The sequence below is a fragment of the Listeria valentina genome, assembly GCF_011800755.1.
GTDB classification, from domain to species: domain Bacteria; phylum Bacillota; class Bacilli; order Lactobacillales; family Listeriaceae; genus Listeria; species Listeria valentina.
On sequence record NZ_JAATJW010000151.1, the window covers coordinates 1 to 877 of the forward strand.

Annotated in this window: 8 tRNA genes; all 8 read right to left on the reverse strand. The window is 49.9% G+C overall.

The window, feature by feature from the left end:
• Positions 1-129: 129 nt before the first annotated feature.
• The 8 genes from HCK02_RS13915 to HCK02_RS13950 all read right to left on the reverse strand — a co-directional run bounded on the left by HCK02_RS13915 (position 130) and on the right by HCK02_RS13950 (position 873).
• A tRNA-Ala gene (locus HCK02_RS13915) sits at positions 130-205 on the reverse strand.
• 26 nt (positions 206-231) lie between these two features.
• Positions 232-308: transfer RNA gene (locus HCK02_RS13920), tRNA-Pro, on the reverse strand.
• Between the two features lie 9 nt (positions 309-317).
• Positions 318-391 (reverse strand) — tRNA-Arg (locus tag HCK02_RS13925).
• A gap of 18 nt (positions 392-409) precedes the next feature.
• Positions 410-498: transfer RNA gene (locus HCK02_RS13930), tRNA-Leu, on the reverse strand.
• A gap of 16 nt (positions 499-514) precedes the next feature.
• Positions 515-586, reverse strand: a tRNA-Gly gene (locus HCK02_RS13935).
• Positions 587-596: 10 nt separating this feature from the next.
• Positions 597-678: transfer RNA gene (locus tag HCK02_RS13940), tRNA-Leu, on the reverse strand.
• A gap of 5 nt (positions 679-683) precedes the next feature.
• A tRNA-Lys gene (locus tag HCK02_RS13945) sits at positions 684-756 on the reverse strand.
• A gap of 41 nt (positions 757-797) precedes the next feature.
• Positions 798-873 (reverse strand) — tRNA-Thr (locus tag HCK02_RS13950).
• Positions 874-877 lie beyond the last annotated feature (4 nt).

Here is an 877-nt window from a genome sequence, read left to right on the forward strand (position 1 = left end):
GTTTCATCGCTTTTTCGTCTTCTTTTTGTTCAGTTTTCAAAGGTCATTCTTTCTTCATTGCCTTTTTATCAGCAACTTTTACAGTATACATCTTTTGAATACTCACGTCAAGAGAATGTTCAAAAAAATTGGTGGAGCCTAGCGGGATCGAACCGCTGACCTCCTGCGTGCAAAGCAGGCGCTCTCCCAGCTGAGCTAAGGCCCCAAAGATAAGAAGTCAATTGTTTAAAATGGTCGGGAAGACAGGATTCGAACCTGCGACCCCTTGGTCCCAAACCAAGTGCTCTACCAAGCTGAGCTACTTCCCGTATAAAGAGCGCGCCCAGAAGGAGTCGAACCTCCAACCGCCTGATTCGTAGTCAGGTACTCTATCCAGTTGAGCTATGGGCGCAACATAAAACAATAAAAATGGTGCCGAGGACCGGAATCGAACCGGTACGGGTATCACTACCCGCAGGATTTTAAGTCCTGTGCGTCTGCCAGTTCCGCCACCCCGGCATCGGGACTAGCTAAAAGCGGAAGACGGGGTTCGAACCCGCGACCCCCACCTTGGCAAGGTGATGTTCTACCACTGAACTACTTCCGCAATATGAAAGTGCGGGTGAAGGGACTTGAACCCCCACGCCTCACGGCGCCAGATCCTAAATCTGGTGCGTCTGCCAATTCCGCCACACCCGCAAAAGTGAGCCGTGCAGGGTTCGAACCTGCGACCCTCTGATTAAAAGTCAGATGCTCTACCAACTGAGCTAACGGCTCTTTTTATGACGAACTTACAACGTAAGTTCAACCAATAAAAGTGGTGCCGGCTGCAAGAGTCGAACTCGCGACCTACTGATTACAAATCAGTTGCTCTACCAACTGAGCTAAGCCGGCTAAA